18 protein-coding genes are annotated in these 24,671 nt (G+C 72.3%); 9 read left to right on the top strand and 9 right to left on the bottom strand.

The annotated features are described in order from the left end of the window. Positions 1 to 172: 172 nt before the first annotated feature. The gene (locus ACF1CT_RS27985; protein WP_391786737.1) at positions 173 to 1,402 is read right to left on the bottom strand and encodes an amidohydrolase family protein; all 1,230 of its coding nucleotides are present in this window, start codon (positions 1,400 to 1,402) and stop codon (positions 173 to 175) included. Positions 1,403 to 1,668: 266 nt separating this feature from the next. Here ACF1CT_RS27985 and ACF1CT_RS27980 point away from each other — a divergent pair, with 266 nt between their 5' ends. Further along, the gene (locus ACF1CT_RS27980) at positions 1,669 to 4,626 is read left to right on the top strand and encodes a BTAD domain-containing putative transcriptional regulator (RefSeq protein WP_391786736.1); all 2,958 of its coding nucleotides are present in this window, start codon (positions 1,669 to 1,671) and stop codon (positions 4,624 to 4,626) included. Between the two features lie 209 nt (positions 4,627 to 4,835). Further along, positions 4,836 to 5,048 (top strand): hypothetical protein, encoded by a 213-nt coding sequence (locus ACF1CT_RS27975; protein ID WP_391786735.1) that lies wholly within the window; start codon positions 4,836 to 4,838, stop codon positions 5,046 to 5,048. A gap of 120 nt (positions 5,049 to 5,168) precedes the next feature. On the opposite strand, the gene ACF1CT_RS27970 is transcribed toward ACF1CT_RS27975, so the two are convergent. Further along, the gene (locus ACF1CT_RS27970; RefSeq protein ID WP_391786734.1) at positions 5,169 to 6,836 is read right to left on the bottom strand and encodes a FadD3 family acyl-CoA ligase; all 1,668 of its coding nucleotides are present in this window, start codon (positions 6,834 to 6,836) and stop codon (positions 5,169 to 5,171) included. A 117-nt stretch (positions 6,837 to 6,953) separates the two neighbouring features. Between ACF1CT_RS27970 and ACF1CT_RS27965 the strand changes: the two genes are divergently transcribed. The 3 genes from ACF1CT_RS27965 (at position 6,954) to ACF1CT_RS27955 (ending at position 9,449) form a co-directional block, all read left to right on the top strand. Next, positions 6,954 to 8,123, top strand: coding sequence for a lipid-transfer protein (locus tag ACF1CT_RS27965; protein WP_391786733.1), 1,170 nt, complete (start codon positions 6,954 to 6,956; stop codon positions 8,121 to 8,123). Between the two features lie 98 nt (positions 8,124 to 8,221). Then, positions 8,222 to 8,662, top strand: a complete 441-nt coding sequence (locus ACF1CT_RS27960; protein ID WP_391786760.1) for a Zn-ribbon domain-containing OB-fold protein — start codon at positions 8,222 to 8,224, stop codon at positions 8,660 to 8,662. Between the two features lie 13 nt (positions 8,663 to 8,675). Beyond that, a complete protein-coding gene (locus ACF1CT_RS27955; RefSeq protein ID WP_391786732.1) occupies positions 8,676 to 9,449 on the top strand; it encodes an enoyl-CoA hydratase/isomerase family protein in 774 nt (257 codons plus the stop codon). A gap of 173 nt (positions 9,450 to 9,622) precedes the next feature. On the opposite strand, the gene ACF1CT_RS27950 is transcribed toward ACF1CT_RS27955, so the two are convergent. The 3 genes from ACF1CT_RS27950 to ACF1CT_RS27940 form a co-directional block, all read right to left on the bottom strand. After that, positions 9,623 to 12,310, bottom strand: coding sequence for an AAA family ATPase (locus tag ACF1CT_RS27950; protein WP_391786731.1), 2,688 nt, complete (start codon positions 12,308 to 12,310; stop codon positions 9,623 to 9,625). A gap of 98 nt (positions 12,311 to 12,408) precedes the next feature. Beyond that, a complete protein-coding gene (locus ACF1CT_RS27945) occupies positions 12,409 to 13,917 on the bottom strand; it encodes a multicopper oxidase family protein (protein ID WP_391786730.1) in 1,509 nt (502 codons plus the stop codon). Positions 13,918 to 14,294: 377 nt separating this feature from the next. Next, the gene (locus tag ACF1CT_RS27940) at positions 14,295 to 14,843 is read right to left on the bottom strand and encodes a hypothetical protein (RefSeq protein WP_391786759.1); all 549 of its coding nucleotides are present in this window, start codon (positions 14,841 to 14,843) and stop codon (positions 14,295 to 14,297) included. A 291-nt stretch (positions 14,844 to 15,134) separates the two neighbouring features. On the opposite strand from ACF1CT_RS27940, the gene ACF1CT_RS27935 reads away from it, so the two are divergent. Next, positions 15,135 to 15,800, top strand: a complete 666-nt coding sequence (locus tag ACF1CT_RS27935; protein WP_391786729.1) for a hypothetical protein — start codon at positions 15,135 to 15,137, stop codon at positions 15,798 to 15,800. Positions 15,801 to 15,828: 28 nt separating this feature from the next. Here the strand turns inward: ACF1CT_RS27935 and ACF1CT_RS27930 are convergent, their stop codons facing one another. Together ACF1CT_RS27930 and ACF1CT_RS27925 are read right to left on the bottom strand one after the other, a co-directional pair. Then, on the bottom strand, positions 15,829 to 18,168 hold the full coding sequence (locus tag ACF1CT_RS27930) for a serine/threonine-protein kinase (RefSeq protein ID WP_391786728.1): 2,340 nt from the start codon (positions 18,166 to 18,168) through the stop codon (positions 15,829 to 15,831). Positions 18,169 to 18,328: 160 nt separating this feature from the next. Further along, the gene (locus ACF1CT_RS27925) at positions 18,329 to 19,192 is read right to left on the bottom strand and encodes a VOC family protein (RefSeq protein ID WP_391786727.1); all 864 of its coding nucleotides are present in this window, start codon (positions 19,190 to 19,192) and stop codon (positions 18,329 to 18,331) included. Between the two features lie 404 nt (positions 19,193 to 19,596). On the opposite strand from ACF1CT_RS27925, the gene ACF1CT_RS27920 reads away from it, so the two are divergent. Next, positions 19,597 to 20,244: a TetR family transcriptional regulator gene (locus tag ACF1CT_RS27920; RefSeq protein WP_391786726.1), complete on the top strand. Its 648-nt coding sequence runs from the start codon at positions 19,597 to 19,599 to the stop codon at positions 20,242 to 20,244. Between the two features lie 392 nt (positions 20,245 to 20,636). Here ACF1CT_RS27920 and ACF1CT_RS27915 read toward each other — a convergent pair whose 3' ends face one another. Together ACF1CT_RS27915 and ACF1CT_RS27910 are read right to left on the bottom strand one after the other, a co-directional pair. Continuing rightward, entirely contained in the window at positions 20,637 to 21,140 is a 504-nt protein-coding gene (locus ACF1CT_RS27915; protein WP_391786725.1) for a nitroreductase/quinone reductase family protein, read from the bottom strand. Further along, positions 21,140 to 22,402 carry an acyl-CoA dehydrogenase family protein gene (locus tag ACF1CT_RS27910; protein WP_391786724.1) on the bottom strand — a complete coding sequence of 421 codons (1,263 nt, stop codon included), beginning with the start codon at positions 22,400 to 22,402 and terminating at the stop codon, positions 21,140 to 21,142. Before ACF1CT_RS27910 ends, ACF1CT_RS27915 begins: the two co-directional genes overlap by 1 nt. A gap of 230 nt (positions 22,403 to 22,632) precedes the next feature. On the opposite strand from ACF1CT_RS27910, the gene ACF1CT_RS27905 reads away from it, so the two are divergent. Further along, a complete protein-coding gene (locus ACF1CT_RS27905) occupies positions 22,633 to 23,802 on the top strand; it encodes an acetyl-CoA acetyltransferase (RefSeq protein WP_391786723.1) in 1,170 nt (389 codons plus the stop codon). A gap of 128 nt (positions 23,803 to 23,930) precedes the next feature. Beyond that, positions 23,931 to 24,623: a pyridoxal 5'-phosphate synthase gene (locus ACF1CT_RS27900; protein WP_391786758.1), complete on the top strand. Its 693-nt coding sequence runs from the start codon at positions 23,931 to 23,933 to the stop codon at positions 24,621 to 24,623. Positions 24,624 to 24,671: the final 48 nt, after the last annotated feature.

Raw genomic sequence — 24,671 nt, 5'->3', positions numbered from 1 at the left:
TGCTTTTTCGTTCGCGCGCCTTCTCCCGAACGCCCCGCCGCGCTTCTCCCCAGGGATCTTCCCGCGCGCTTTCCGCCCGCCCCAGCCCGAAACTGCGGAGCCGGCCGTCCGGGCCCGACGACCCCGCCCCCTTCCCGCCCCGCCCGGTTCCCTCCCGCCCCGCCCCCGCCGCCTACCGTCCTCCGGGCCCCGCCCACAGCCCGTCGTCGGTCAGCCCGAGCAGATCGATGGCGTTGCGGCGCACGATCCGGTCCACCACGTCGGCGTCCAGATGCCCCATCTGCGCCTCGCCGACCTCGCGCGACTTCGGCCAGGTGGAGTCCGAGTGCGGATAGTCCGTCTCGTACAGGACGTTGCCGACGCCGATCGCGTCCAGGTTCCTGAGCCCGAACGCGTCGTCGAAGAAGCAGCCGTGGACGTGCCCGGCGAACAGCTCCGACGGGGGGCGGTGAACCTTCTCGGCGACGCCGCCCCAGGCCCGGTTCTCCTCCCAGACCACGTCGGCGCGTTCCAGGATGTACGGGATCCAGCCGATCTGCCCCTCCGCGTACATGATCCGGAGGTTGGGGAACCGCTCGAACTTGCCGCTCATCAGCCAGTCGACCATCGAGAAGCAGCAGTTGGCGAAGGTGATGGTGGAGCCGACGGCGGGCGGCGCGTCGGCCGAGGTGGAGGGCATCTTCGAGGACGAGCCGATGTGCATCGCGATCACCGTCCCCGTCTCGTCACAGGCCCGCAGGAACGGATCCCACTCGTCCGTATGAATCGAGGGGAGCCCGAGATGGGGAGGTATTTCGGAGAACGCCACCGCGCGCACGCCGCGCGCCGCGTTGCGCCGGACCTCGGCCGCGGCAAGTTCCGCGTCCCAGAGCGGGATCAGGGTGAGGGGGATGAGCCTGCCGCGCGACTCGGGCCCGCACCACTCCTCGACCATCCAGTCGTTGTAGGCACGCACCCCGAGCAGTCCCAGTTCCCGGTCCTTCGCTTCGGTGAACGTCTGCCCGCAGAAGCGGGGGAAGGTCGGGAAACAGAGGGCGGACTGAACGTGGTTGACGTCCATGTCGGCGAGCCGCTCGGGGACCGAGAACGAACCGGGACGCATCTGCTCGTAGGTGATGATCTCCAGCTTGATCTCGTCCCTGTCGTAGCCGACCGCCGTGTCCAGACGGGTGAGCGGCCGGTGCAGATCCTCGTACACCCACCAGTCGCCGATCGGGCCCTCGTCACCCTTGGTCCCCATCACGGGAGCGAACTTTCCACCCATGAAGGTCATTTCCTTCAGGGGTGCGCGGACGATCCGGGGGCCGCGGTCGAGGTACTTCGACGGGAGCCGGTCCCGCCAGACATGAGCGGGCTCCACCGTGTGGTCGTCCACCGAGATGATCTTCGGGAAGGTCTCCATGCCCACCACGGTAGCGCCGATCTGACGAACCGTCAGCTCCCTGGACCGGTCCCCGTTCTGCGATCGTTGTCGAGGGCTTGTGCAGAGGGTCACCCGCTGCTGACGTCTTCGGCCACGACAAGGCAGACTGTTGAGCGCGATACCAGCGGTACGGAACAATCCGGATACGCCCTCCGCGGCCGGAACATGGACGGTGGGCCTTCCGGACGAACAACACATCGGCACGATCGGCAGGACCGGCGGGGCGAGCAGGGCAGGGGGCAGCAATGGACCGTGACAACGGGCCGCGCATGCATGTTCCGGAGCAACGTGCTCCCGGGCAAGGATCGGCCGACGACGCCGATCTGCGCTTCGCCGTGCTCGGTCCGGTCCGGGCCTGGCGCGGCGGCGAGGTCCTCCCGTCCGGTTCACCGCAGCAGCGCGCCCTGCTGACCGCACTGCTCCTGCGCTCCGGACGCACGGCCACCGCCTCCGAGCTCATCGACGCCATCTGGGGCGAGGACCCGCCCTCGCAGGCGCTCGCCGCCGTGCGCACGTACGCCTCCCGGCTCCGCAAGGTCCTCGACCCGCGGACGCTGGTCAGCGACGCCGGCGGATACGCGATCCGCACCCGGCACGACGCCGTCGACCTGGCCAAGGCCCAGGAGCTCGTGGCCGAGGCGGAGAAGGCCCGCGCGGGCGGCGACCGGTCCCAGGCCCGCACACTCCTCGGCAAGGCGCTCGGTCTGTGGGACGGCGAGGCCCTGGCCTCCGTGCCCGGCCCGTACGCGGAGAACCAGCGCACCCGGCTGGAGGAGTGGCGGCTCCAGCTCACCGAGACCCGTCTCGACCTGGACCTCGACCTCGGCTGCCACGCCGAGGCGGTCTCCGAGCTGACCGCGCTCACCGCCGCGCACCCGTTGCGCGAACGGCTGCGGGAACTCCTCATGATCGCCCTCTACCGCAGCGGCCGGCAGGCGGAGGCGCTCGCGGTGTACGCGGACACCCGCCGGCTGCTCGCGGACGAGCTGGGGGTCGACCCGCGCCCCGAGCTCTCCCAGCTCCAGCAGCGCATCCTGCGGGCCGACGAGGAGCTGGCCCGCCCTGCCGACGAACCCTCCCCGGCCCCCGCTCCGGTGCGTCCCGCCCAGCTCCCGGCCACCGTCCCGGACTTCACCGGCCGCGCCGCCTTCGTACGGGATCTGGGAGACCGGCTGGCGACCGCGGAGGGCTCGGTCATGGCCGTCTCGGCGCTGGCCGGAATCGGCGGCGTCGGCAAGACGACCCTTGCCGTGCACGTCGCCCACCAGGCGCGCCAGCACTTCCCGGACGGGCAGCTGTACGTGGACCTCCAGGGCGCGGGGGCGAGGGCCGCGGATCCGGAGACGGTCCTCGGCGCGTTCCTGCGCGCCCTGGGCACGGCGGACACGGCGATCCCCGACTCGCTGGACGAGCGTGCCGCGCTCTACCGCTCGACGCTCGACGGCCGCCGCATCCTGATCCTGCTCGACAACGCCCACGACGCGGCCCAGATCCGCCCGCTGCTCCCCGGGACCGCGGGGTGCGCGGCGCTGGTCACCAGCCGTGTGCGGCTGGTGGACCTGGCCGGGGCCCACCTGGTCGACCTGGACGTGATGTCACCGGAAGAAGCGCTCCAGCTCTTCACCCGCATCGTGGGCCGGGAGCGCGTCGGTTCGGAGCGCGAGGCCGCCCTCGACGTGGTCGCCGCCTGCGGTTTCCTCCCGCTGGCCATCCGTATCGCCGCCTCGCGTCTGGCCGCCCGCCGCACCTGGACGGTCTCCGCCCTGGCCGCCAAGCTCGCCGACGAGCGCCGCCGTCTGGACGAGCTCCAGGCCGGCGACCTGGCGGTGAAGGCCACCTTCGAACTCGGCTACGGGCAGCTCGAACCCGCGCAGGCCCGCGCGTTCCGCCTGCTGGGCCTCGCCGACGGCCCGGACATCTCCCTGGCCGCCGCGGCGGCGCTGCTGGACCTGGAGGCGCACGCGGCGGAGGACGTCCTGGAGACCCTCGTCGACACCAGCCTCCTGGAATCGGCGGCCCCGGGGCGCTACCGCTACCACGACCTGGTGCGCCTGTACGCGCGCTCCTGCGCGGAGCGGGACGAGCAGCCTCCCCGGGAGCGGGAGGCTGCCCTCTCCCGGCTGCTGGACTTCTACCTGTCGACGGCGGCGGGGGTGTACGCGCTGGAGCGGCCGGGGGACCGCACGGTGGATCACCTCGAACCCACCGAACACCCGGGCCTCGTCTTCGCCGGCCGTTCCCAGGCACTCGACTGGCTGTACTCCGAGGCGAACTGCCTGCTCGCCTGCGTGCTCCAGTCCCTCGGCGAGCGAACCCAGCGGCGGGCCGTCGATCTCCTGATGGCCGTGAAGGACCTCGCGGAGTCGGGGGCCAACGCCCGCCGGTACGAGAGCGCGGCCACCGCGCTGCGCGACGCCGCCATCGCCGCGGGCGACCCCCAGACCGAGGGCCGGGCGCGCACCACGCTCACACAGGTCTACAGCAACGCCGGCCTGTTCGAGCAGGCGGATGCCGAGGCCCACCGCGCGATGGCGCTCGCCGCCGTGGCCAAGGACCCGTGGACCAGCGGGAACGCGCCGAACGAGCGGGGCATCCTCGCCATCTACCGCAATCATCACGCGGAGGGGGAGGCATACCTCCAGGAGGCCATCGACGCCTTCCGCGCGGACGGCAACCGGCCCGGCGAGGCGAGCGCACTGTGCAACCTGTCCAGGATCCACCTGGCCCTGTCCCGCACCGTCAGCGCCGTGGACCTCGCCGAGCAGGGCATCGAGATCTACGACCAGTTGGGGTTCGCGCTGCGTCTCGCCAACGGACGGTACGCGCTCGGCCTCGCGCTCACCCAGGCCCGCCGTCTGCCCGAGGCACTCGACCAGCTGACTCAGGCACTCGGCATATTCCATGAGAACCGTCAGCCGCTCTGGGAGGGTGTCACCCACTTCAGGCTCGCCGAGGTGCACCTCGCCGCGCAGCGCTACGCGCTGTCCGCGGCGCACGCGGAGCAGGCGATCGCGCTGCGCGGCATCGGGGGCGAGTGGCGCCGCGGCACCGTGCTGACGGTCCTGGGGCGGGCGTTGAAGCACATGGGCCAGGCGGACCGGGCCAGAGCCTGCTGGAGCGAGGCCCTGACCATCTACGAGGATCTGGGGGCCGTGGAGGCGGAGGAGGTCCGCGACCTGCTGGAGCCCATGACCGCCGCGTGAGAGTCCGCCGTCCCGACGTTCATCGTTCGTTTATCGCCTGACGACACTCTTACTGCCATCGACCCGTCGCGTCGGGGGGCAGACGGATCGACGAGTGGCCGCCCCATTATGGTGAACGGCCCAGAGATGCCCGTCCGGCGGTCCACGGGGGAATCACCGGGCGGGCGTCCCGACCTCTTGCTCCACACACGTCATGGGAGTTGACCACGATGAGCGACGCCAAGAAGACCGACATCAAGCCGCTGGACAGCCACGCCTCCGGCGAGGAGCTCACTGTCCTGGACAGCCACGCTTCGGGCGGGAAGCTCACCGTGCAGGACAGCCACGCATCGGGCGGGAAGCTCACCGTGCAGGACAGCCACGCATCGGACGAGACGATCACCACGCTCGACAGCCACGCCTCGGCGCCCAAGCCGAACTAGTCCACATCTGCACGGGGGGAACGGCCGCGGCGGCGCGGAGGGGGAGCCGTCGCGGCCGCCGCATGTCCACGACCGTGCGCCGCGCCCGCGGACGACGCCCCGCTCACCGCGGCCGCCCGGTCACCCGGGCTGCCCGCCGGGGGCCCCGGAGCGTCCTGACCCGTCGGACGCCGAGCGCCGCCGGAGCTCCCCCTTCAGCACCTTCCCGCTCGCGTTGCGCGGCAGCACGGGGACGAACTCCACGGACCTGGGGACCTTGAAGTTCGCCATCTCGCGGCGGGACCAGGCGATCAGGTCGTCGGCGGTGGAGGCGGCACCCGGCCTGCGGACCACGTACGCCCTGCCCACCTCGCCCAGGCGGGTGTCCGGGACGCCGATCACTGCCACGTCGGCGACGTCCGGGTGCAGGCCGAGGAGCTGCTCGATCTCTGCGGGGTAGGCGTTGAAGCCGCCGACGATGAACATGTCCTTGATCCGGTCGGTGATCCGGAGGTTGCCGTTCTCGTCGAGGACGCCCACGTCACCGGTGCGGAGCCAGCCGTCCGGGGTGATCGCCGCGGCCGTGGCCCCGGGGTCCTCGAAGTAGCCGCCCATCACGTGGAAGCCGCGGACCAGGATCTCGCCGGGGGAACCGGGCTCGGCGAGGACGCGGATCTCGGTGCCCGGGACGGCCCGGCCCGAGGTCGAGGCGATCGTCCCGGGCGGGTCGCCGCGGCGGCACATGGTGGCGATGCCGCTCGCCTCGGAGAGGCCGTACGCCGTGAGGACGGTCGCGATGCCGAGCTCCGTGCGCAGGCGCTCCACCAGCCTCAGCGGGACCACCGCCGCGCCCGTCACCACCAGGCGCAGGGCGGAGAGGTCATGGGCGTCCCTGGCCGGGTGGTCGAGCAGGGACTGGTGGAGGGTGGGCGGACCGGGCAGCACCGAGACGCGTTCGGCGGCGACGTTCGCCAGGACCGTGTCCGCGTTGAAGACCGGCTGCGGGATCATCGTCGCGCCCCGCATCAGGCAGGCGAGCACACCCGCCTTGTAGCCGAAGGTGTGGAAGAAGGGGTTCACGATCAGATAGCGGTCGCCCTCGCGCAGACCCGCCAGTTCGCTCCAGATCGCGTAGCAGCGCAGGGTCTGGGCGTGGGTGATGACGGCGCCCTTGGGACTGCCGGTGGTGCCGGAGGTGTAGATGATGTCGGAGGGGTCGCAGGGGGAGATCGCCTCGGCCCGGGACCGGACCGCCGCCCCGGACACCCCCTCCCCCGCGGCCAGGAAGTCCTCGCGGGTGAGGTAGTCGTCGGGGGCGCTGTCCGCCAGCACCACCACCCGCTCCAGATGCGGCAGCGGCACGTCGGACCGGCGCAGGGACGCCACGTACGAGGTGCCGAGGAAGGTACCGGTGACGAAGAGGAGCTTCGCCCGGCTGCGTTGCAGGACGTACGCGGCCTCCGTGCCCTTGAAGCGGGTGTTGAGGGGCACCAGGACCGCGCCGGCGGTGACCGCGCCGAGCGCGGAGACGATCCAGTCCAGGGTGTTCGGGGCCCACACTGCGACCCGGTCCCCCGCCTCGACGCCCACGGCCATGCACGCGGCGGCGGCCCGTTCGACGCGCTCGCCGAGTTCGGCGTACGAGATCCGGGTCCGGCCCTCGACGACCGCCTCCCGGTCCCCGTACCGACGCGCCGCCGCGCGTATCAGCCCCGGGACGGTGCCCCACTCCTCGTCTCCGCGGCCCCACGCCCCGTCGTCGCGGCCCCACGCCCCGTCGTCGCGGCCCCGCTCCTCGTCGTCGCGCATCGCTCGCCTCCTGACGCAGTGGTCGACCGGCGCCGTGGTCGTCCGATGCGGCAGCCGGTCGACGCAGTAGCTGACTATCCGTCAGATTAGCTGTAGCCTCAGCCGCTGTCAGCGGTCATGACGGTCTCGGAGGTGGCGGTGACGGCGCTCAAGGACAGCACGGCGATAGCCGGTATCGGGCAGACGGCGTTCGCGAAACAACTCCCGGAGTCCGAGAAGACCTTGGCCTGCCGGGCCATCCTCGCGGCACTCGACGACGCCGGGATCGACGCCTGCGAGGTGGACGCCTTCGCCTCGTACACGATGGAGGAGACCGACGAGGTCGAGGTCGCCAAGGCGATCGGCGCGGGCGATGTGACCTTCTTCAGCAAGGTGGGTTACGGGGGCGGGGGTTCCTGCGCCACGGTCGCGCATCTGGCCGCCGCGGTGGCCACCGGGCAGGCGAGCGTCGGGGTGGCCTGGCGGTCCAGGAAGCGGGGGTCGGGGCCGCGCCCGTGGAAGAACACGGCGGTGCAACTGCCCACCCCGGCCCAGTGGACCCGGCCGTACGGGCTGCTGCGGCCGGCCGACGAGATCGGAATGCTGGCCCGGCGGTACATGCACGAGTACGGGGCGACCCGCGACCATCTCTTCAACGTCGCCCTCGCCTGCCGCAACCGCGCCAACCAGAACCCGGACGCCGTGATGTACGAGCGCCCGCTGACCCGGGACATGTATATGACCTCGCGGTGGATCAGCGAGCCGCTCTGCCTGTTCGACAACTGCCTGGAGACGGACGGGGCGCTGGCCTGCGTCGTCGTCTCCGCCGAGCGGGCCCGGGACTGCCGGCACCGGCCCGTCCACATCCACTCCGTCGCCCAGGGGCTGCCCGCGCAGCACCACGGCATGGTCAACTACTGGAACGACGACCCGCTCTCGGGGCCGGCGTGGACGGCCGCCCGGCAGCTGTGGAAGCAGGCCGACTTCGGCCCCGACGACGTGGACGTGGCACAGATCTACGACGCGTTCACCCCGCTCATTCCGCTCTCCCTGGAGGGCTACGGCTTCTGCGGGCGCGGCGAGGGGGCCGCGTTCACCGAGGGCGGGGCGCTGGAGAGCGGCGGGCGGCTGCCGATCAACACCGGGGGCGGCGGGCTCAGCGAGGGGTACGTGCACGGCTTCAACCTGATCAACGAGGGCGTGAAGCAGTTGCGCGGCAGCTCCACGGCCCAGGTCCCGGACGCCGCGACGTGCCTGGTCACCGCCGGTGAGGGCGTCCCCACGTCCGCCCTGCTGCTGCGGAGCTGAGCACCGGGCGCCCCGCGGATCCGGCGACCGGCCGCGGGCCCGAGCCCGAACCGAACCCGATGGGAACGACGAGTCGAGGAGTTGAGGAGTTGACCGGGATGGATGCCCTGCTGACACCCGTCGTGGACGACGACGGCGCGCCCTTCTGGGAGTACGCGGCCCGCGGCGAACTCCGCGTCCAGGCGTGCGCCGCCGAGGACTGCGGAAAACTCCGCTTCCCGCCGCGGCCGTGCTGTCCGCACTGCGGGTCGTTCGCGAGCGAGTGGCGGCCCATGAGCGGGCGCGGCCGGATCTGGTCGTACGTGCTGCCGCATCCGCCGCTGCTGCCCGCGTACGCCGCGCAGGCCCCGTACAACGCCGTCGTCGTCGAACTCGCCGATGCCCCGCGGATCCGGCTGGTGGGGAACGTGGTGGACGGGCCGACGGCGCCGCTGGACTCGGTCGATCCGGGGCGGCTGCGGATCGGGGCGCCGGTGCGGGCGGTGTTCTGCCCGGACCCCTCCGGGGTGACCCTGGTGCGCTGGCTGCTGGAGCGGTGAGGGGGAGGCGGCCGTGACTCTGCGGACGGAGACGGACGAGGCGACCGGGGTCGCGCTCGTCACCCTGGACCGACCGGACCGGCTGAACGCGATCGATCTGGCGACGGCCGCCGAACTGTCCGCCGTCTGGCGGGCGTTCCGGTACGACGACGGGGTGCGGGCGGTCGTCGTCACCGGCGCGGGCGGCCGGGCCTTCTGCACCGGGATCGACAGGTCGGCACGGGTGCCGCAGCCCTCGTCCCCGTACACGATCGACGATCCGCTGCTCACCATCGGGCCAAAGGCGAACGACCTGTGGAAACCGGTGATCGCGGCGGTGGAGGGGATGGCCTGCGGCGGAGCGTTCTACCTGCTGGGCGAGGCGGAGTTCGTGATCGCGTCCGAGGAGGCGACGTTCTTCGACCCGCACACGACGTACGGCATGGTCAGCGCCTACGAGGCGATCTCCATGGCGCAGCGGATGCCGTTCGGGGAGGTGGCCCGGATGTCCCTGATGGGCACGGCCGAACGGGTCACGGCGCGGCGCGCGTACGAGACCGGGCTGGTGAGCGAGGTGACGGAGCCCGGTGGCGCGGTGGCGGCGGCCCTGCGCGCGGCGGAGGTGATCGCCGGGTACCCGACGGAGGCGGTACAGGGGACGGTGCGCGCGGTGTGGTCGGCGAAGGAGGCGGCCAGAGCCCCGGCCATGGCCCACGCCGCGCACCTGATCGCGCTCGGGAACCTGCCGTCGGAGCGGCAGGCCGGGCTCTTCCGGGGGCGGGGCACGGGCGGTTTCCGGCTGCGCTGAGGCCCGCGACGGGAGGGCACGGACCTTGGACCGCCGTCGCCGTCGCCGTCGTCGAAAGGCAGTGGGCACCGGCCGGTCTCGCGGCTCGGGGCCGGAGGGCAGGGTGCCGTCCACGGGGCTTGAGGAGCTCAGGTTGCTAGTGCCGTGACCGGCAAGGTTTGCCCGGAGCGGCACTAGACGGCAGGCCGCAGGTCGGTGCGGTCCCTGAGCTGCCTGCGGGAGTTGATGCCCAGCTTGCGGTAGACGTTGCGCAGGTGGGCGTCCACGGTTCGTGGGCTGAGGAACAGCCTGCCTGCCACCTCTTTCGAGGTCGCGCCGGTGGCAACCAGCCGCGCTATGTGCAGCTCCTGCATGGTGAGTTGATCGCGGGCGTGATCGGTGCGGCTCCGCGCTGTCTCACCCGTGACACGTAGCTCGTCGGCTGCGCGCCGGCCGAACGCCTCCAGCCCGGCCCCGGAGAAGAGCTCGTGCGCGGTGCGCAGATGAGGTCGGCAGTCCTGCCTGCGGCCCTGCCGCCGCAGCCATTCCCCGTACAGGAGGTGGGCCCTGGCCCGGTACGGAAGCATCGGGGTGTCGGTGAGATGAGTGATCGCTTCCCGGTAGTCGCTCTCAGCTCCCGTCACCAGCGCTCGCGCGTAGGCGGCGATCCCCAGGCCCGTGGGGGTTGCGCATGCCTCGGTGCGTTCGGTCAGCGACGCCAGCGCGGAGGCGGCCGCGGCGTGCTCGCCGCATCGTACGGCCGCCTCCACCAGCTCTGGCAGGGCGAACCCCGCGGTGAAGAGTTCCCCGTCGGCCGTGGCACGTCGTGCTGCGGCCAGGGCGTCCCGGTAACTGGCCAGGCCGTTGTTGAGCACGGCGCTCGCCCAGTGAACGTTGGAGATCATCTGCCCGGTGGCAGTGGCCGTTGTCAGCACGGCTTCGAACAGCGCGGACGCCTCCTCGCGGCGTCCGCGCATCGCGGCCAACTGCAGCCGGTGGTAGGTGACTGGAGGTGTACCGGTCGCGTCGGCAATCGCCTGCTCCTCGGCGATCATGGCCATGGCCTTGTCGAGGTCGCCGGTCAGCGCGGCGGCGGTGGCGGCCTGCGCGAGACCGAGCCGCAGGAAGAACGGTGATCCCGACTCACGGCCCGACTTCAGCAGCCACTCGATTATCCGCTCGTGGGTTTCCGGGTCCCACAGCTCGGCCGTGAGGATGATCGCGAGCGCGGGATGCCGTATCCACAGGGGCTCCTCCGGCCCGTCGAGGGCCTCCCTGATCAGAGGGACGGCCGCCCGGTGCCCGTTCACGGCCAGGACGTCCAGCGCGTCCAGGATGTCTGGTGGATGCGGCGGAGCGGACTTCGCCTCGGCGAGGACCGCGTCCGTCACCCCGTTCGAGCGTCCGACGAGCAGACTCGTTTCGAGTGCTTCCAGGTAGCTCTCCCGGGAGCGCCCGGGGGCCAGGGGCGCAAGCCGCCGCGCGGCCCGCAGCATCCACGTCAGCCCCTCGCTGTCGTCGACCCGTGCCAGGGCGATCCTGCCCCGCAGCAGATCGGTCTCCGCCTGCTGGAACTCGTCAAGATTCGAGCTGTCGGCAGTACCGAGCAGTGCCACCGCCTTGTTGATCGTGCCCGCGTCGAGGTGAGCGCGCGTGGCCGCGAGGGTCCGTTCGATCCGCTGTGCGGTGTCGAGCGACAGCTCCGCCGCGCGTTCGAGGAAGGCCGCCGTGGCCACCGCGCCACCACGTGCCTGGGCCCGGGCCGCCGAGCGCTCCAGCTCCGCGGCGACATCCTCGTCGGGGACGGCGGTGGCCTGGGCGCGATGCCATGCACGCCGGTCGGGGTCGGCGACCGGGTCGGTGGCGTCGGCGAGCACTCGATGGGCCAGCAGCCGCTCCTCCGTCGCGGCGGCCTCGTATGCCGCAGCGCGCGCCAGGGGGTGGTAGAAGCGCACGCGGGTGCCGAACTCGACAAGTCCGGTCGCGGTGGCGGCCGCACCGGCGGTCGGCAGGTCGATGTCCAGACCACGCGCGGCGGGCCAGAGCAGTCCGGGGTCGCCGGTCGGGTCGGCCCCGGCGATCGTGAGCAGGAGCCTCGCCTGCACAGGCAGACGGGAGAAGATGGCCCGGAATTCGTGTCCGACCCGGGTCGGCACCGAGGCGGGTCGCGGCGGGGCGAACCCGCCGGCTCTGGGCAGGGCGAGCAGGGCCAGTGGGTTTCCCCGCGCCTCGGCCACGAGCCGGTCACGCACCTGTGCGTCGAGTGTCTCGTGGTTCTGCGCGCTGAGCAGTGCTCGTGCGTCGGTGTCGCTCAGCCCGGCGACGCTCAGACCCGGCAGGCCGTCCAGCTCGCCCGCCTCGTACGGCAGCCGGGCAGCGAGCACCATGGCGACGGATTCAGCGGAGACACGCCGGGCGAGGAACGCCAGCGCCTTCGACGAGGCCGCATCGAGCCAGTGCGCATCGTCGACCACGCAGAGTACCGGCTGCTCCTGGCCCGCTGCCGTCAGCAGGCCCAGGGCCGCCAGAGCGACCCGGAACACGTCCGGCCTCCCGGATGCCAGGTCGAAAGCGCTCCGGAGCGCCCGGCGGTGCTCGGTGGGCAGCTCGGGCAGGTGGCCCAGCACCGGAAGGCAGAGCTGGTGCAGCGCGGCGAAGGGCAGCTCCGCCTCCAGCTCGGACCCACCCGTGCGCAACACGCGGAATCCGGACGCCATCCCTTCCGCGTGCGCCAGCAGCGCGCTTTTGCCGATCCCCGCCTCACCACGCAGGACCAGGACGCCGCCCCGGCCTGCCCGCGCCATGTCGATCAGCTCACGAAGGCGCCGCGTCTCGTACTTCCTGCCGAGCAGCGGACCGGGAGTGGGAGCCGACGTCTGCACAGACTTGAGGTTACAGCGCATCAAGTCATCGGGCCGGTCCAGGGGTCGCTCAGCCGGTCGCCCTCAGTGATTGCGCCTCCGGCGTGTGGTGGCCGACTTCAGGAATGATGGTGCGACTGCTGCGGCACCACGCCGACCTTCTCGCCGTCGTCCAGAACCACGAACTGGCCCATCATTCCGTTGTCCTCGTGCTGCAAGAGGTGGCAGTGGTACATGTACGGCATGTTCGGATCGGTGTGGTCGCGAAAGCGCAACGCCAGCCGGAAGTGCTTTCCCGGTGGCAGCAGGATGGTGTCCTTCCAGCCTCGCAGGTGTGGTTCCGGCTTCTCGCCACCGACCGTCAGCACTTGGAACTGCACGTCGTGGACGTGGAAGTTGTGCATGAAGCCGTTGTCGTTGACCACGTCCCACACCTCGACCGTGTCCACGCGGGCCCCGAAGTCGATGCGGTCCATCGCCATTGACTGTCCGTTGATCTTGTCCGACTCAAGTACGAAGGAGCGTTCCTGTGCGGCCTTCTCGCCGGCCAGGTCCGGCGCGACACCGAGCGTGGAAGGGATGTCGGCGCTGTCGGACAGGGTGGCCGCGGCCCGGAACTGGCAGATGTCGAGCTGGTCGTCGAAGCCGTTGATCCGTCCCAGGGTGCCGCCGTACTCGGACGGGTAGGAGCGCAGTTCGACCCGGTCTTCCGGTTTGAAGGCGACCACGATCTCGACGCGTTCCCCGGGCGAGAGGTACAGGCGCTCGGTGTTCCACGGCCTGGCGAGCAGGCCGCCGTCGGTGGCGACGAGCGTGAACGTCCGGTCGTCGGAGAAACCGAGGTTGTACAGGCGGGCGTTGGAGCCATTGAGCAGCCGCAGCCGTACGAGCCTGGTCGTGACGTCGACATACGGGCCGATCGTGCCGTTGACAAGTATCTCGTCGCCTATCACGCCCAGCGCGCCGCCGATCAACGGCACCCGCTTCTCGAACTGGTTGTCCCCGTCGAACGCCCGGTCCTGAACGATCATCGGGATGTCGTCGACGCCGTACTGGGACGGCAGTTGCGACACCTCGGTGTCCTCGGCATCGACGATGAACAGCCCACCGAGGCCCCGGTACATGTGATCGGCGGTCGAGCCGTGTACGTGCGGGTGGTACCAGAGCGTCGCGGCGGACTGGTCGATCGTCCACCGCGGCCGCCAGGTCGCTCCGGCCGTGACGACCTGATGCGGTCCGCCGTCCATGGCCGCGGGCAGGTGCATCCCGTGCCAGTGGAGCGAGGTGTCCTGGTCCAGTCCGTTGCTCACCGCGAACTCGACCCGTTCGCCGCGCCGCGCACGAATCGTCGGACCGAGGTACGTACCGTTCACGCCCCAGGTGCGGGTGGCCTGCCCGGCCTTGAACCGGGTCTCGCCCGCCTGGATGCCGAGCGTGAAGACCCGGGCACCCGAAGCGTTGGTCGTCGACTCCGCCAGCGGCGGGATCGACAGGGCCTTGTCGAAGGAAACCTTGCCGACCGTGTCCACCTTCGCCGCGTAGTAGTAGACGCCGAAACCGCCACCGGCGAGGACGACCGAACCCCCGACTCCGTACCCGAGGGCCCTGAGCACTGTGCGTCGTTTCATGGGAACACTGTCCCGACCTGAATGGCCCTTCGCGTCGGCATAAATTGCGTAGACCTGGGAATTCGCCGACAGCGCCGCCACTTCGGCCGTACCCCGACGTATGCAGACCACTCGGATCATTCGGACCGCGAGGAAGCGAAGGCGCCAGCCGCGGCCGCGAGGTAGCGGGCGCGGATGCCGTGATCGATGCTGATGCGCTGAGGCCGGCAGGGCGGCCTGGCGACGTGCTCCTCGACCGTCTCATGTTCGCCATGCTCCGCGACGGAACCTTCTACGAGCCCCGAACCCCCACCGTCACCCCCGCCGCATGAACCGGACCGACACCCCCAACCGACAGCGCGGGATTGACGAACGGCATAGTGGCACCCCCGCCCGGGTCAGTGGCTGGCTTCCGCCTCGACCCGGCAGTTCTTCACCTGGGAGACCTTGCGCGGGTGTTCCATCCGCACGGAGACGGTCCTGGTCTCGCCGCCCTGGGCCCGCACCTCCGCCTCACCGGTGTCGACGGTGTTGCCGCGGGCGTCGAGGAAGGTCACGTCGACCTCGTAGGTGCGCGAGCCGAGGGCGTTCGCGGTGAGCCTGACGGCGGCGGCGGTGACGGCCTTGCGCTTGCCCTTGCCGGGCCGGGCGCACCGGAACACGTACGCGGTGGGCCCGTCGGACGCGGCGGGCGTCGGGTCCGTTCCGTAGCCGTCACCGTCCGAGGAACCGCTCGACGATCCGTAGTCGTTGTCGCGGACGCTGCTGTGGTAACCGCCGTTGCTCTTCTTGGAGTTGGAGCAACCGCCGCCACTGCTGCCGCTCGATCCCCCGCTCCTGCTCTTGCTCTTGCCGCTGCGGCTTCCGTGGCCGGAGCTGGAGAAGCCGGTGAGTGCGAGCACCACCACGACCAGCACCGCGGAGAGTTTCACGTGTCGCCACATCATCGATGCAGCCCCCCTTGTGTTGTTGTCCTCGTGCTCGTGTCCGTCGCGCGCCGTGGCGCTGTCCATGGGGCGCCGTCCGTCGCACGTTTCCGTTTGCGCGTTTCCGCTGCGTTTGTGTATCGCGTATCGCGTGTTGTCGCGTGCCTTGTTTCCGTTGTTCCTCGAACGACCGCGTCACGGTAGCGCACGGTGGCGAGGGCCGGAGGGCGGGCGTAGCGTCGGTGCCGGGGACGGTGCCGAACCATGGCACCCCTCCGTGACACCGGTCCGCGCGCACGCAGGAGGCCGACGATGATCCGCAACGTCCTCGGGTCGGTCCTCGCCCTCGTCGGAGCGGCGGCCGCCGTGCTGAGCCCCTTCCGTGACTGGTACGACGGCCGCCTCGGACGCGACTATCGCATCGCCGACCCGTTCACCGGCATCACGGCCGGACGGCCGGACCTGATGGGCTCGATCTTCCTGCTCTTCCTCCTGACGGCCGTGCTGACGGTGATCGGGGTGGTGCTGCGCTCGCGCTCGCTGGTGACGGTCGCGGGGGTGGTGGTGCTCGGGTTCACCGTGCTGTGGATGGTGCGCCAGGGGCAGGAAACAGGCAGCCTGGCGATCGCGAGCGACGGTTCGGGGCTGCGGTGGGGAGTGGCGAGCGCCGCAGCGGGCGGGATACTGATCCTTCTGGGCGCGGCCCTGATGTCGGGGCGGCGCGGCGGAGGGTGGCGCGGCAGAGGACGGCACCCCGCGCACGATGAACTGCACCCCGCGCACGAGGGACAGGACCGGCCGTACGCGGCGCCGGGCTCGGAGCACCCGGACACCTGGCCGCCGACGCAGGAGCCGGGGCCGTCCGTCCAGACGAGCACCTTGCCGGAGCCCGAACCGGACCCGTACACGGGACCGGACGACGGCCCGGGCGGGGAACCCGGCGGGGGCCCGGACACGCATCGGCCGCCGCGCCCCTGACGCAGGGGCCCGGGGCGCCGGACACTGTCTACGCCCTTGCCCGGTTGCCCGTGCCCGTGCCCGTGCCCTTCAGCGCGTCCAGCGCGTACACACAACGGTCCTTGCTGCACGCGTACACGACGCCGCCCTGCGCCACCGGGGAGCCCGTGATCTCGCCTCCCGTCGCGAGCTTCCAGCGGAGCTGGCCGCCCGCCGCGTCCAGGGTGTACAGAACGTGGTCGGCGGAGCCGAAGTGGACCCGGCCGTCGGCGACCACCGGGGCGCCCACCACCTCGCCGCCCGCCGCGAACCGCCACTTCGGGGTGCCGGTGACCGCGTCGAGCGTGTACAGCGCGCTGCCACTGCCGACGTGCACGTTGCCCGCCGTCACCAGGGCCGGTTCGGTCGACTGCCGGGACTCCGTGGCGATCCGCCAGCGGTCCTTGCCGGTGGAGGCGTCGAGCGCGTACACCGTGCCGAGATAGTCGGCGAGGTACACCCCGCCGCCGGCGACGGCGGGGCCGGGCGCGAACGCGGGCGGGGAGAGGAACACCGCGGGCGACTCGAAGTGCCAGCGGACGTGACCGGACACGAGGTCGACGGCCAGCACCCGGGCCCCCGCGCTGATGTACACGAAGCCGTCCGGGGCCGTGGTCAGCCGGACCGGCACGCCGCCGCAGGAGGCCGCGTCACCGATGGGGTACGACCAGCGCTCGATGCCGGTACGGGCGTCGACGGCGCGCAGCCGGGCGTCCTGCCAGAGGAAGACCGTGCCGTCGTGGATCGCGGGTCCGGCGTCCTGCGTCTCGAAATCTGTCTGTATGCCGCCGGCCTCCCACAGCTTCTCGCCGGTGGACGCCTCCCACGCCTGGACGCCGCCGCCGCGGGTGCCGGTGACGACCGTGCCGCGGTCCGCCCTGAGGGAGTACACCCAGGCATCGGTCTGCAGCCGCCATCGCTCGGCGCCGGTCGTGGCGTCCAGGGCGTACAGCGACGGCCCGTCGGAGGCGTGGATGCGTCCGTCGTCGACGGCCATCACCCAGGCCACGTCCCGGGTCTTGAACTGACGCCGCCCGTTGCCGATGTCCAGGGCGTGCACCTCGAACGAGGTGACGTAGAGGAGGCCCCCGGCGACGACGGGGGTGCCCCAGACATCGTTGGACATCCGGAACCGCCAGGGCCGCCAGCGGTCCGGGGGCGGCGCCTCGGGGGTGTGCGTGGGCGCGGGGAGGGGTGCGTGCGGGGCGCCGTTGGCCCCGGCGGGCGCGGCGTTCATCCCCATGGGCGGGCGCACCCATCCGGTCGCGGGTCCGGCGTCCGGGGCGGCCGTGGCGGCGGACCGGACGTCCTGGGCGCGCGGCCCGGGACCGATCGGTACCTTCGCGCCGGGCAGCCGCACCGGGCCGCCCGCGTCGGGCTGCCGGTGCGGGTCGACGGCCGGCGGCTGCTGGGGCGGCGGGGGCACCGGAGCCGGCGCGGGCGGGACGGACTTGCGGCCGCCCCGGCGCTGCTCGATCATCGCGGTGGCGGAGGACGGCAGCCAGGCCGAGGCGGTACCGCTGTCGTCGCCACCGGAGGCGAACAGGTGCGGGGCGAGCTGGGCCTGGAGGTCCGCGGGGGTGGGCCGCAGCGAGGCGTCCATCTGCATGCAGGACTCGATCAGTGGCCGCAGCTCGTCGGGCAGCCCCTCCAGGTCCGGGCCCTCGCGCAGCAGCATGAAGACCGTCTCCACCGGGTTGCCGCCGTGGAACGGGGCGTGGCCGGTGGCGGCGAAGACCAGCGTCGAGCCGAGCGAGAAGACGTCGCTGGCGCCGGTGACGCTGCGCGAGTCCCGGGCCTGCTCGGGCGACATGTACGCGGGCGTGCCGACGGCGACGTTCGTCATGGTCAGCCGGGTGTTGGAGACCCCGGAGGCGATCCCGAAGTCGATCACCCGGGGGCCGTCCTCGACGACGAGCACGTTCGACGGCTTCATGTCCCGGTGGACGAGCCCGGCGCCGTGGATCGACTGGAGCGCCTCGGCGATCCCGGCGGCCAGCCAGCGCACCGCCTGCACCGGCATGGGCCCGCACTCGTTCACTATCTCTTCCAGCGAGGGCGCGGGGACGTAGGCGGTGGCCAGCCACGGCACGGCGGCCCGCGGGTCGGCGTCGACCACCGCGGCCGTGTAGAAGCCGCTGACGGCCCGGGCGGCCTCCACCTCACGGGTGAAGCGGACCCGGAACAGCTGGTCCTCGGCGAGCTCCGTGCGCACCGTCTTGATCGCCACTCGCCGGCCCGATGCCGAGCGGGCGAGATAGACCAGCCCCATGCCGCCGGCCCCGAGCCGTCCCAGCACCTCGAACGGGCCGATCCGCCTCGGGTCGTGCTGCGTCAGCTGCTCCACCACTTGCCCTGCCACCTCCCCGTACGGACCTCAGGAACCGAAGCCCGCGAAAACCCGCCTTGTGCGGCGTCTCACCACTGGGCACCACCCGGCGGTGCGCACCCCGATTGTTCCTGGCTGGGCCCCCGGTTGCGAACCCGGGGGCGGACCGGGGTGTCACAGGTCACTCCTGCCGCTTCCCGGACACAGGGGGCTGAAGTACGGCGAACACGGCACCCTGATCGTCCTGGAGCACCGCCGTCCGCCCGTGCGGGATGTCGAAGGGCGGTGCGGTGATGCGTCCGCCGAGACGCACGGCATGCCCGGCGGTGGCGTTGCAGTCCTCGACGGCGAAGTAGCTCAGGAAGTGGCTGGGCATCTCCGCGGGAAAGGCGTCGGTGAGCACGGCGCGCCCGCCGATCGCGGTGTCGGGCCCCGGTTCGGTGCCCGCCGGGGACCACATGCGGAAATCCGGACCGGACTCGCCGCCCCCCGCCCCTCCCGCTCCCGGCCCGCCCGGGCCGGACCCGGCCGCCGTTTCCGGCCCTTCCGTGCCCGAGGCGGCGAGGTCGGTGCCCCGGAAACCGAAGACCTCCTCGTAGAAGGCGTCGACGCGGTCCTTCTGCCGGGTGTAGACCTCGGTCCAGCAGAACGAGACGGGTTCGTTCTGCTTCTGGAAGCCTTCGCGGTCACCCGCCTGCCAGAGCCCGAACACGGCACCGCCGGGGTCGGCCGCCTGCGCGACGACCCCGTGCCGGCCGGCCGGCACGGGGTCGGTGATCACCGTGCCGTCCGCCTCCCTGATCCGGGTGACGGTCGCGACGATGTCGTCGGTGGCGAAGTAGACGCCCCAGGCGGTGGGCATTCGGCCGTCCCGCTTGGCGGCGAGGGCGGCGACCAGCTTCCCGCCGCTCAGCGCGTCGGAGTACGGGCCCTCGCCGTCCCGGAAGGTCCACCCGAACAGCTCGCCGTAGAAGCGCTTACCGGCTTCACGGTCGGGCAGTTGCACATCCACCCAGCACGGCGCGGATCGCGCGAATGCGGCCATGGGACCGGATCCTTCCGTCAACAGTCGTGCGCGGGGACGCCCGCGGTCTCCCGCTGCCCGTCCCGTTCGCTCCTCCGGTGCACCATGACCCCGGCCGGTGACATTCGTCACACGAGGCCAAGGTAGCCGGGAGTGGGGCATATCGCGCCCCGATCGCACCCGGAACGCTGCATTCGAACGCATCTTCGACACTTCGGCCCCATACCCACACCCTCACGGAAAGTTATCCACGGAAGTTATCCACAGGCTGTTGATAAGACTTATCTCTCCGTAGGCCCCGGGGCGCCGCGCGCCTTCGCGTGACTGGTGCGTCGATATCCGGCCACTCTCCCGTCCGGTCTGCGGTGCGCCCCATTTGCAGTCGGCCGAATCGCGCTCGGATCACCCCTCGGTAAGCTGACGGCATGACAGGACAAGTACGCACCGTCGACGGCCGCGTAGCCGGCCGACGCGGACAGGCGACGCGGCAGAAGCTGCTCGACTGCCTCAGCGAGATGCTCAGTTCCTCGCCGTACCGGGACGTCAAAGTCATCGACGTCGCCCGTAGGGCGGGGACTTCACCCGCGACCTTCTACCAATACTTTCCCGACGTCGAGGGCGCGGTCCTCGAAATCGCCGAGGAGATGGCCAAAGAGGGCGCCGGATTGACCGAACTGGTCGCCGGCCGTTCCTGGGTCGGCAAGGCCGGCTGGCAGACCGCCGAAGAACTCGTCGAGGGATTCCTCGACTTCTGGCGGCATCATGACGCGATCCTGCGGGTGGTCGACCTCGGCGCGGCCGAGGGCGACAAACGCTTCTACAAGATCCGCATGAAGATCCTGAACTCGGTCACCAACTCCCTCACGGACTCGGTGAAGGAACTCCAGGCGCGTGGCAAGGTCGACAAGGACGTCAGCGCCGCCGCGATGGCGGGCTCGTTGGTCGCCATGCTGGCCGCCGTCGCCTCCCACCAGAAGGGCTTCACCACCTGGGGCGTGAAGCAGGCGGAACTCAAGCCGAATCTGGCCCTGTTGGTGCATCTGGGCATCACCGGCAAGAAACCGACGAGGTAGCACCGGCACCGGGTTTCCCTCACTCTCCACTGGGCACCGTCCGGTCCTCCCGGGCGCCCCAGGTCCTGTCTCGGCGCCGGGGGGCCCCCCCCGGGGGGGGCCCCCCGCGCGCCCCCCCCCCCCCCCCCCCCCCCCCCCCCCCCCCCCCCCCCACACACCCCCCCCCCCCCCCCCCCCCCCCCCCCACCCCCCCCCCCCCCCCCCACCCCCCCCCGCGGCCCCCCCCCCCCCCCCGCCTCGCCGGCCGGGCGCGCCCCCCCCCGGGGGGGGCCCCCCCGCCCCCGCACCCGGACCCTTCCGGCCCTCCCCGCCACGCCTTCGCCACATCCTCGCGGCGCTCCTGCCGCTCGCGGCCCGCCCGTCCCGTTCCGGACGGGGCCCGTCGGCCCCGGTCAGCCCTTGATCCCGTCCGGCCGTTCCAGACGTTCCAACCGGAAGAGCCGGATCTCCCGCTCGACCCGCGCCTGATAGGAGGCGTACGGGGGCCAGAATTTCAGTGCCGCCCGCCACACCTCCTCGCGTTCCGCGCCCTTCAGCAGGGTGGCGCGCACCGGAATGTCCCTGCCGTTCCAGTTGACGACGGCCCTGTCGGGGCCCGCCAGCAGGTTCGCGGTCCAGGCCGGATGCCCCGGGCGGCCGAAGTTGCTGCCGACCAGGATCCAGCTCCGCCCCGCACCGTCCTCCGGCATACAGGCCAGCGGAGTGGTCCTGGGCCGCCCGCTCCTCGCACCCGGCACCGTGAGGATCAGCCCCGGCAGCATCCGGGCGCTGAGCAGTACCCTGCCGCGCGTGATCCGGTGCACCGTCCGGTCCATGACGGGGACGACGTGCGGGGCCACCCTCGCGAAGGCACGGGTGGCGGAGACCTTCTCGACGAGTCGGCGTCCGGGCGCCATCAGACGGCCACCCGTCCGGCCGAGGCCGGGCCCGGAGCCTGCCGCCGGGCCCGGGGCGACGGGCTCCCCTGCGAACCGGGGCCCTCCGGTGGCGCGAAGAGCCCGGCCAGCCGGGCGGCACGGTCGCGGAGCCGGTGGACCGGCCCGAAGAGGAGTTCACCGGCGGCGGCCCGTTTGAAGTACAGGTGCGCCTCGTGCTCCCAGGTGAAGCCGATCCCACCGTGCAGCTGGACGGCCTCGGCGGCGGTGATCCGCAGCGCCTCCAGGGCCTGGGCGAGGGCGAGCCCCCCGGCGACGGCCGGGTCCAGGGTCGCGTAGTGGGCGGCGGAGCGGGCCGCCTGCACCCGTACGTACAGATCCGCGAGACGGTGCTTCACCGCCTGGAAGGAGCCGATCGCCCGGCCGAACTGCTCCCGCGTCCCGACGTACCGGACGGTCCGTTCCAGCGCGCTCGCCGCCGCCCCCACCGCCTCCGCCGCGAGCAGCGCGGCGACCTGGGGGCCCGCCGAGGCGAGTGCGCCGGTCACGTCCGCGCCCGCGTCCGCGCCGAGGAGTTCGGCCCCGGTGTCGCGCAGTTCGACACGGGCCAGCGGGCGGGTCTCGTCCAGGGAGGTACGGCGGGCGCGCACGAGGCCGGACGCCGTGTCCGGGCGGACCAGGAAGAGGAGCGTACGGCTGCGCGGGAAGCCGCCGGCGTGGGCGGCGACCAGAAGGAGTTCCGCGCTGTGCCCGTCGAGGACCTGAACGGCCTCCCCGTACAGCCGCCAGCCCGTCCCGTCGGCATCGGGCCGGGCCTGTATGCCACCCGCCCGGCCGCCCCCCGCCCAGGCACCGTCGGCGGGGTCGGCGGTGAGGCCGAGCGCGGTGGAGAGCGAGGCGCCGGGAACGGCCAGGGTCGCGGTCAGGCCCCCGGAGGCGATGCGCGACAGCAGCGCGCCGCGCTGTGCGTCGGTGCCGAGTGCGGAGATCAGGGGGGCGGCAAGGGCGGCGGTGGCGATCAGCGGTGACGGCAGCAGCGCGCGTCCGGTCTCCTCACAGGCGACGGCAAGCTCGGTGAGGCCGCAGCCGACGCCCCCGTACTCCTCCGGGAGGGCGAGTCCGGGCAGCCCGAGGTCCCGGGCGAGCCGGTGCCACAGGGCCGTGTCGTATCCGTCGGCGGTCCCCACGGCGCTCCGGACGTCGTCGGATCCGGCGTGCTCGGTGAGCAGTTCGCGCACGGTGCGGCGGATCTCGTCCTGCTCCGGGGTGAAGGCGGCGTCCATCATCGGGCTCCTTCCGCTCAGGGGCCTGCGGCCACTGATCTGACGGTCCGTCATGTTAGGGGGTGGCCGACGAGATGCCCAGGGCCGCGCACACCCCGGCGGCCCACCCGGCAGCCCGCCCGACGACCCGCCCCGAGCCCGCCGGCGACCCACCCGGCGACCCACCCGGCGACCCACCCCCGAGCCCGCCGACGGCCCGCCCGGCATGAATCTGATGTACCGTCAGATTCATGCCCTCTTCCCACCGCAAGGTCGCTGTCGTCGGCATATCCCTCGCCGACTGCGGACGCGTCGACGACTCCACGCCGTACGCGCTGCACGCCCAGGCCGCCCGCCGGGCACTCGCCGATTCGGGCCTCGACCGGTCCGTCGTCAACGGTTTCGCCTCGGCCGGGCTCGGCACGCTCGCCCCGGTCGAGATCGCCGAGTACCTGGGGCTGAAACCGACCTGGATGGACTCCACCGCGGTCGGCGGCTCGACCTGGGAGGTGATGGCGGCCCACGCGGCGGACGCCATCGCGGCCGGTCACGCCGATGCCGTACTGCTGGTGTACGGGTCGACGGCCCGTGCGGACATCCGGGCGGGCCGCCGGACGTCCAATCTCTCCTTCGGGGCGCGCGGACCGCTCCAGTTCGAGGTGCCGTACGGGCACTCCCTGATCTCCAAGTACGCGATGGCGGCCCGTCGCCACATGCACGAGTACGGGACGACGCTGGAGCAGCTCGCCGAGATCGCGGTCCGGGCCAGGGCGAACGCCGCGGCCAACCCGGACGCGATGTTCCGTGACCCGATCACCGCGGACGACGTGCTCTCGGGACCGATGATCGCGGATCCGTTCACCAAACTGCACTGCTGCATCCGCAGCGACGGCGGCTGTGCGGTGCTGCTGGCCGCCGAGGACCGCGTACCGGACACGGCGAAGGCGCCGGTGTGGGTGCTCGGCACCGGCGAACACGTCTCGCACTCCAGCATGTCCGAATGGGACGACTTCACGGTTTCCCCGGCCGCGGTCTCGGGCCGGCTGGCGTTCGAGCGGGCCGGGGTGCGGCCCTCGGACATCGACCTCGCCGAGATCTACGACGCGTTCACGTACATGACGCTGGTGACCCTGGAGGACCTGGGCTTCTGCGCGAAGGGCGAGGGCGGCGCCTTCGTGGAGAAGGGCCGGACCGGGCTGGGGGGCGAGCTTCCGGTCAACACGGACGGCGGCGGGCTGTCCGCCTGCCACCCCGGAATGCGCGGACTGTTCCTGCTGGTGGAGGCGGTACGGCAGTTGCGCGGTGAGGCCGGTGCGCGCCAGGTGCGCAGGCCGGGCGGCGGGCTGCCGGAGCTGGCGGTGGCATCGGGGACGGGCGGCTGGTTCTGTTCGTCGGGGACGGTGGTGCTGGGGCGGGGCTGAGAGCCCGTCGGCCGGCCTCCGGCCGGGCGGCCACGTCCTGGCACGCAGGCCGGTTCCGGTCCCCGGGCGTCCCCCGCACGGCGATGCGCTGCAATGGAGGCATGAGTGACGCGAAGACGCCCCCCGGCATGCCCGATGGCGCGGTCGCCCCGGCGGAGACGGGCACGCGGCAGAACTTCCTGGACCTGCTTCACACCCGGCGGGTCTGGGACATCGACCTGCCCGCCTTCGACCCGGCCACCGCCCCCGACGCCCCGCTCCCCCTCTTCCACGCCTGGTTCGCCGAGGCCGTGGCCGCCGGGCAGACCGAGCCGCACACCATGTCACTGGCCACCGTCGACGCCGACGGCCGCCCCGACGTGCGGACGGTGATGCTCCACGACGCGGACACCCGTGGCTGGCACTTCGCCACGCACCGCACCAGCGCGAAGGGCTGCCAGCTCGCCGCGCACCCGCATGCCGCGCTCGGTTTCTACTGGCCGGCCCAGGGACGGCAGGTGCGTATGCGGGGGCCGGTCCTCGTCTGCTCCGCCGCCGAGAGCCGGGCCGACCTGCACGCCCGCTCGACCGGGGCACTGGCCTCGGCGCTGGTCGGACGGCAGAGCGAGGTGCTCGACTCCTACGAGGAACTGGGGCGCGCCTCGGAGACGGCCTGGGAGCGGGCACGGGCGGAGCCGCAGGCGGACGTCCCGAGCTGGACGCGGTACGTGGTCGAGCCGCGGGAGGTCGAGTTCTTCCAGGGGGACGCGGGGCGTCGGCACGTACGGCTGCGGTACACCGGACGAGCCGGTTCCTGGGGACGGGAACTGCTCTGGCCCTGACCGGACGTGCGGCCCCGGCCGCGGTTCCGGCCGCGGCCGTGAGGGCCC

The sequence above is a fragment of the Streptomyces sp. NPDC014734 genome (assembly GCF_043083325.1).
Classification (GTDB): domain Bacteria; phylum Actinomycetota; class Actinomycetes; order Streptomycetales; family Streptomycetaceae; genus Streptomyces.
Note: the sequence above shows the minus strand (reverse complement) of the source record. Positions and strands in the feature narration are given on the sequence as shown.